The sequence below is a fragment of the Actinoplanes sp. NPDC048796 genome (genome assembly GCF_040650035.1).
Taxonomy (GTDB): Bacteria; Actinomycetota; Actinomycetes; order Mycobacteriales; family Micromonosporaceae; genus Actinoplanes.
The window spans coordinates 22,723-29,313 of record NZ_JBEZGO010000031.1 but is presented as its reverse complement, the minus strand read 5'-3'; the positions used below and the strand labels follow the sequence as shown (position 1 = coordinate 29,313).

The window sequence follows — 6,591 nt, the reverse complement described above, 5'->3', positions numbered from 1 at the left end:
TCCCACCGACTCTCCGCAAAGAGAAGCCGGCCGGGGTATTACTTAATTGGCACTGGCTTATCAAGCACCCTGTTGAGTTCTCAAAGAACAACCGCGTTCCGGTTAACCGCCCCGGCGCGCTTGCCTGGAATTACTTTACCCGCCGTTTCCCGTTCCGCCAAATTCAGCGTTTCGAAGAAACCGTGGGCACCATTCACCACCGCGACCCGCACCGCCGACCCGAAGGCGCAGCAAAGCGAACCCCGCTGAGTTCATGATTTCCGTCAGGACGGCCGCGCCGGGCCTCGTGAAGAGTCCCGCTCGCTCGCCCGTCTCCCTGGCGGCTCGGAAAACATTACCCCCTCATCGCCGCAACGCCAAATCGGGGTCCGGCCGAGCGCGTCCGCCCAGATGGAGGCGGCTTGACCGCACACGCAAGGCGCTGAACCCGCGAAGCAGGAGGCGCAAACGCCCCCGAGGGGTTGCGACTGGGCGGTACCCGCGAGCTGGGTGCCGACGGCGCCAGGGAGAGGAGGAGGAAGGAGGAGGAGGAGATGGAGAAGGCAGCGAGGGCGACCAACCAGGTGAAGGCCGGCTGGGACCACCCATGCCGTTGGCCGGCTCCGCGTTGTAGGAGCACGCCGTCGCACTATGCCGGCGACCGTCGGGTCCGCACCGACGGTCCTGACGCGAGTGGGTCTTACGCGGGGAAGTTCCCGGCCCGGCCGAGCTGGGCGGGAACGACCGGTAGTCCCAGCCGCTCACCGATCCAGGTGCCCGCGGCCGCGGCCGCGGGCACGTCGACGCCGGTGGGTTCGTCGCTGCGGTTGAGCAGGTAGGCGAGATCCTCGGTGGCGATGTTCCCGGTGGCGGCCGGAGCGAACGGGCAGCCGCCGATGCCGCCGAGACTGGCGTCCAGGGCCCGGAACCCGGCCGCGGCGGCGGCGATCGCGTTGGCGTAGCCGGCGTTGCGGGTGTTGTGGAAGTGGGCCCGGAGCGGGGCGGCGGAGACCTCCCGGACGGCGGCCGCGAGGGCGGTCACCTGAGCGGGGACGCCGACGCCGATGGTGTCGGCCAGGCACAGTTCGTCGACGTCGTCGCCGGCGGCCGCGACCACGTCCCGTACCCGTTCGGGGGTGACCTCGCCTGTGAACGGACAGCCGAAGGCGGCGGCAACCGTGAGGGTGACAGCGAATCCCTCGGCTCGGGCGCGGGCGGCGACAGCCCGGAAGCCGGCCAGGGATTCCATCGTGGGTACGCCCTGGTTGCGCTCGGAGAACTCGTCGGTGGCGACCACGACGTAGTTGATCTCGTGCGGCCGGTTGGTGAGGGCCAGGGCGCGGTCGAGCCCGCGGGCGTTGAGCACGAGGGCGATGTAACGGACGCCCTCCGCTCGTGGCACCGACTCCAGGACGGCCTCGGCGTCGGCCATCTGCGGGACGCGGTCGGGGCGGGCGAAGGCCGCCACCTCGAGGCGGCGCAGCCCGGCCGCGATCGCCCGGCGTACGAAATCGGTTTTGGTCTCCGTGCCGAGCACGCGCTTCTCGTTCTGCAGGCCGTCGCGCGGCCCCACCTCGACGATCTCCATCTTCGATTCCCTGTTCCATAGAAGAGCGCCGGCCGGGATAAAGTGAGTGATGCCGGATCTCGATCGAGACTATGCCGCCGCCGGCTTCGCCCGGCGTCTCGGCTGGGGGAACCGCCCGGCCGTCCTGCTGGTGGATCCCGCGCTCGCCTACACGAAGGCCGGGTCGCCCCTCTATCTGAAGTCGGGCCAGGAGGCCGCGACGGCGATGTTCGCTCTGGCCTCGGCGGCCCGCTCGGCCGGACTGCCGGTCATCTGGACGCGCGTCCACTTCGCCGACACCTCCTGCGCTGAGGCGCCGCTGTTCGCGGCCAAGGTTCCGGCGCTCGCGGTCTTCGCCGGCGGGAGCCCGCTCGCCGCGTTCACGCCGCCCCTGTCACCCGAGCCGGGCGACCTCGTCGTGGTCAAGCATTACGCCAGCGCCTTCGCCGGCACCTCGCTCGCGGCCTGGCTCGCCTCCCACGGCGTGGATACGCTGGCCATCGGCGGTTTCTCGACCAGCGGTTGCGTACGGGCGTCGGCCCTGGACGCCCTGCAGAACGGCTTTCGCCCCATGGTCGTACGAGAGGCCTGCGCCGACCGGGACCCCGGCCCGCACGAGTCCAATCTGTTCGACCTCGACGCCAAGTACGCCGACGTGATCGCTCTCGACGAAGCAGTCCGTCAGCTCAGTCGATTTCGTTCGCACCACGATGGCGAACCGCCGCGGAGTTGATCCACGGTACGGTGAGCCGATGAGCACCGACAGGTGGGCCAGCTGGCTGCTGACCAGGCGTGACGGCGGCTCGGCGGCGATGCGCGGACGGCACGCCCCAGGTTTGGAGGCATTCCGTGACGGGGTGCTCGACCGGGCCGACCTCGAGCCGGGCGACACGGTGCTCGACGTCGGCTGCGGTACGGGGCTGATCGCGTTCGGCGCCCTTGAGCGGCTGGGCCCGGACGGGCGAGTGATCTTCAGCGATATTTCGCAGGATCTGCTGGATGAATGCCGTCGCCGGGCCGGCGATGATGATCGTTGCCGCTTCGTCCGGGCCGATGCGTCCGATTTGTCGGCGATCCCGGACGGCGAAGTGGACGTCGTCACCACCCGGTCGGTGCTGATTTACAGCGAGCAGCGGGCGGCGGCCTTCGCCGAGTTCCATCGGGTCCTCCGGCCCGGCGGCCGGCTGTCGATCTTCGAGCCGATCAACCGGTTCCTCGCCGAGTACCGGCCCGGCCACCTGTTCGGCACGCCGCTCACGACCGGGGCCGACGATCTTGTCGCCAAGGTGGTCGCCGCATTCCGCTCCGCGTCGCGGGACGACGTTCTGGTCGGCTTCGACGAGCGGGATCTGCTGGATTGGGCTCACCGCACCGGATTCGGCGCGGTCGAGCTCGATTACCGGGCTCAGCTCGACGTGCCGGGCGAACCGTTCGCGGATTGGGAGGGCCTGAAAAGGACCGCGCCCAATCCGCTCGCGCCGACGTACGGCGAGGCGATCGAGGCGGCGCTCACTCCCGCCGAGCGCGAGCGGCTGGACGCCGCGATGACGGCCCTGGAGGGCACTCCGGTGCGGCGGACGCTCGCCGTCGCGTACCTCCGCGCGGTGAAAGAACCAGTGAAATAATTCAATGCGTGATGGCTCGGTTACCCATTGCCACGATTTCACCATTAGAAATCGACTGAAGGACTAGCCTCCGAGTACTACGCACGCGCGTACTTGATGGAACGCGAATCCGAGACAGAATCACTCCTATGACGTACGGAAAGAAGGATCTTCCCTACCCATACTGTCTGGATTTTTCGGGAATCGTCACCCGGGTCAAGGGTGTCCGTGAGTCCACCCGGGCCGCTCTGGTGAACTCGCTCAAGGTCGCGTCCTACCTGAAGGCGGGATCGAACCTGGTCGAGCGCAATCTCGGCGCCGGCGAGCGGGTCACGCCCAACGGGGACGGCCGTAAGCAGTACTGGTCGGGGCTGAGCTTTCTGACCGAGCGGGCGCTGTCGCGTGAGGTGGCCGAGCTGGACCCCCCGTTCCTCCGGCAGAAAGGGGCCGGGCCGTACCGCTCGACCTGGGCCAGCCACGACGACTACCTCAACGACCTGCTCACCTTCCTGCTGCACGCGGCGAGCTACGACCCGCAGTACGGGGCCGAGATGGAGACGCGGGGCGACTGGCTGGTCGACGACGTGAGCTTCGTCGACGCGGTCTACCGCTCGGCGTACCAGGAGCTCATGACGATCTGCCGGATGCCCCTGTTCCGGCTGCAACTGATCATGGTGGCCACGGCCGACCGCAACGACGGCATCCACACGGCCATCGCGAACAACTACCGCGGCGCCCTCGAACCGTGGATGAAGATCTACGACACCACGATCTCGTCGCGCGGCCTCCAGCTGCGCAAGGGGATCACCATCGAGCAGTTCACCAACATCATCGCCGCCGTCCTCGAGGGGTTCGCTGTCCGCCACATGGGTGATCCCGGAGCGGGGGTCGTGGAGGACAACCTGTTGGGTATGGCGATTCTCGGCATCATGAGCAGCTACCTCGAGCCCGCCGATGAACCATCCGGGCTCACCCTCCGTGAACTGTTCGAGGGTGGACCGGAGAACGGGGAGCCGAGATGACCAGCACAGCCGAGCCGGCCGCGGCCGCGCGTGAACCCTCCTGGTGGGACCGCCAGGGCGATCTGATCATGCGCAGGCCGATCAACGAGTGGACGTTCACCCACATGAACTGGCTGATGCCGACCGAGCGGGTCGCCCGCGGCCCGTTCCGTTCGCCGCTGCCGTTCGACCCGCACCCGCTCGACCTGACCTACCGGTTCGAGGACGCCGACTACAGCCTGGCCGAGCTGCACCGGCGAACCTTCACCACCGCCTTCGTGGTGCTGCACCACGGCGCGATCGTGCACGAGACGTACCCGGGCGCCTTCGCCGGCCCCCGTACCCGCATGCAATTGTTCTCGATCTCCAAATCGGTCACCTCGCTGCTCATCGGAATAGCGCTGAACGACGGCGTCATCGGCAGCGTGAAAGACCGGGTCACCGATTATCGGCCCGACTTCATAGGTACGGCGTACGAGGAGAACACGATCGCCGACCTCCTCGACATGAGCAGCGGCGTCGGCGACCTGGAAACGTGGGAAGTGGCCGACAGCGGCATCAAGAGATTCGAGCAGGCCGTCATGGGCGGCGGCGACGTGGCCACCGTGGTCCGTGGGGCGCAACGGCGCGCGCCGGCCGGGGAGAGTTTCAATTACTCGACGTTCGACGCGCAGATTCTCGGCTGGGTTCTCGAGGCGGCCACCGGCAAGACCATCGCGGCGTACGCCGAGGAGCGCCTCTGGCGCCACCTGGGCGCCGACCGCGACGCGTACTACTGGCTGACCCGGGCTCGCCCGCGCACCGCGATCGGCGCCGGCTCGTTCAACGCCACCGCTCGTGACCTGGCCCGACTCGGCCAGCTCATGATCGACGACGGCCTGGCCAACGGCCGTCAGGTCGTGCCGCGCGACTGGGTCCGCCGCAGCCGCGGCTCCGAGCAACCGCAGCTCGCCGTGGGCGCCCTCGGCCCCTCCGGCTACGACCACTACGGATACGCCAACCAGTGGTGGACGCTGGGCACCGAGCGCTTCCAGGCCTTCACCGCCCTCGGCGTGCACGGGCAGTACCTCTACGTCGACCCCACCGCCGACGTGGTCATCGTGAAGTGCAGCGCCTGGCCGACCCAGGACGACGAGAGCCGCGACCGGGAGACCGTCGCCGCCCTGCGCCGCGTCGCCGACCATTTCGCGATAACGCGCTAGCAATTCCCCTTTAAACTTCCGGGCCGCGCCCCTTGCGGCCCGGACCCCGTTGTGCGCTTTTCGCAGAAATCGAAAGGAAAGAACGATGCACCCTGCCCTGAGACGGCTGGCCATTGCGGCCACCATCATTCTCAGTGTCTCCCTCTTCTCCGCGCCCGCTCAAGGCGCGGTATTGGCCGGGACGGTTATCACGAACGTCACGGCCACCCTTCCGGCCGAGCTTTCCCCACTGGCCACCGGCAAGCGCATCTCGTATGTGACGACGAATGTGAACGGCGGCGTCATCACCGCCACCGGTCTCGTTCTGACGCCTAAGACCGGCAAGAACAACAAGACGGTGGCGTGGGGTCACGGCACCACCGGCCTGGCCGACCAGTGCTCCCCCTCGGCCAGCCAGTCCGTCTTCTGGCCCGAGGCCCGCGCCGCGATCGCGGAGCTGCTGCGGCGCGGCTGGACGGTGGCCGCGCCCGACTACCCCGGCCTCGGCACCCCCACCGCCCATCCGTACCTGATCGGCAACAGCGAGGCCCGTTCAATCATCGACAGCGTCAAGGCCGCGCGGCGTCTCGACCCGGCACTGACCACGAAGTACGTCGTCGACGGGCACTCGCAGGGTGGACAGGGCGCCCTGTTCGTCAACCAGATCGCCCCGTCGTACGACAGCCCGCTCGACCTGCGCGGCACCGCGTCCATCGCCCCGGTCTCCAACGCCGACCTGTTCGCCCCGGTCATCCCCGGCACCGCCGGTCAGGGCTACCTGGTCATGGGCCTCTACGGCCTGCAGGCCGTGGACCCGAGCGTCAACCCGAACACCCTTCTGGCGCCGCCCGCCCGCCAGAAGGTGCCGGTGCTGCAGTCCGGCTGCCTCTACCAGATCCTGGACGCCTTCGCCCCGCTGACCGCCGAGGAGCTGCTCGTCGGCGGCGCCCTGCCGGACGCGGTCGTCACCAAACTGGCCCGCTACCTGAACCCGGGCCAGACCGCCACGAGCGCCCCGGTGCTGCTGGTGCAGGGCACGGCCGACGAGGCCGTCCCGTACATCTTCACCTCCGGCCCGCTGCGGGCCCAGCTCGGCGCGTACAGCCAGCCCGTCACCTACACCGAGCTCGACGGGGCCACCCACGACGGCGCCGTCTTCGAGAGCACCACCCTGGTCGCCGACTGGATCGCGGCCCGCTTCGCCTGACCCACTCGCCCACCCCACCATGGCGGCGTTCCGGGCGCACCACCCCCCGCCC

7 protein-coding genes are annotated in these 6,591 nt (G+C 68.9%); 6 read left to right on the top strand and 1 reads right to left on the bottom strand.

The features are described 5' to 3' along the window. Positions 1 to 257: hypothetical protein (locus AB0C26_RS46105; protein ID WP_360261656.1), on the top strand; the 257-nt coding region annotated here is incomplete at its 5' end. Positions 258 to 679: 422 nt separating this feature from the next. Here the strand turns inward: AB0C26_RS46105 and AB0C26_RS46100 are convergent. Further along, positions 680 to 1,567, bottom strand: coding sequence for a hydroxymethylglutaryl-CoA lyase (locus AB0C26_RS46100; protein ID WP_360261653.1), 888 nt, complete (start codon positions 1,565 to 1,567; stop codon positions 680 to 682). A gap of 49 nt (positions 1,568 to 1,616) precedes the next feature. Here AB0C26_RS46100 and AB0C26_RS46095 point away from each other — a divergent pair, with 49 nt between their 5' ends. The 5 genes from AB0C26_RS46095 (at position 1,617) to AB0C26_RS46075 (ending at position 6,539) form a co-directional block, all read left to right on the top strand. Next, positions 1,617 to 2,279, top strand: a complete 663-nt coding sequence (locus tag AB0C26_RS46095) for an isochorismatase family protein (protein WP_360261650.1) — start codon at positions 1,617 to 1,619, stop codon at positions 2,277 to 2,279. Continuing rightward, entirely contained in the window at positions 2,257 to 3,171 is a 915-nt protein-coding gene (locus tag AB0C26_RS46090; RefSeq protein WP_360261648.1) for a methyltransferase domain-containing protein, read from the top strand. The genes AB0C26_RS46095 and AB0C26_RS46090 overlap by 23 nt, the downstream gene beginning before the upstream one ends. A 128-nt stretch (positions 3,172 to 3,299) precedes the next feature. Then, a complete protein-coding gene (locus AB0C26_RS46085) occupies positions 3,300 to 4,172 on the top strand; it encodes a hypothetical protein (protein WP_360261645.1) in 873 nt (290 codons plus the stop codon). Then, on the top strand, positions 4,169 to 5,353 hold the full coding sequence (locus tag AB0C26_RS46080) for a serine hydrolase (RefSeq protein ID WP_360261642.1): 1,185 nt from the start codon (positions 4,169 to 4,171) through the stop codon (positions 5,351 to 5,353). Before AB0C26_RS46085 ends, AB0C26_RS46080 begins: the two co-directional genes overlap by 4 nt. Before the next feature lie 85 nt (positions 5,354 to 5,438). Continuing rightward, positions 5,439 to 6,539, top strand: coding sequence for an alpha/beta fold hydrolase (locus AB0C26_RS46075; protein WP_360261639.1), 1,101 nt, complete (start codon positions 5,439 to 5,441; stop codon positions 6,537 to 6,539). Positions 6,540 to 6,591 lie beyond the last annotated feature (52 nt).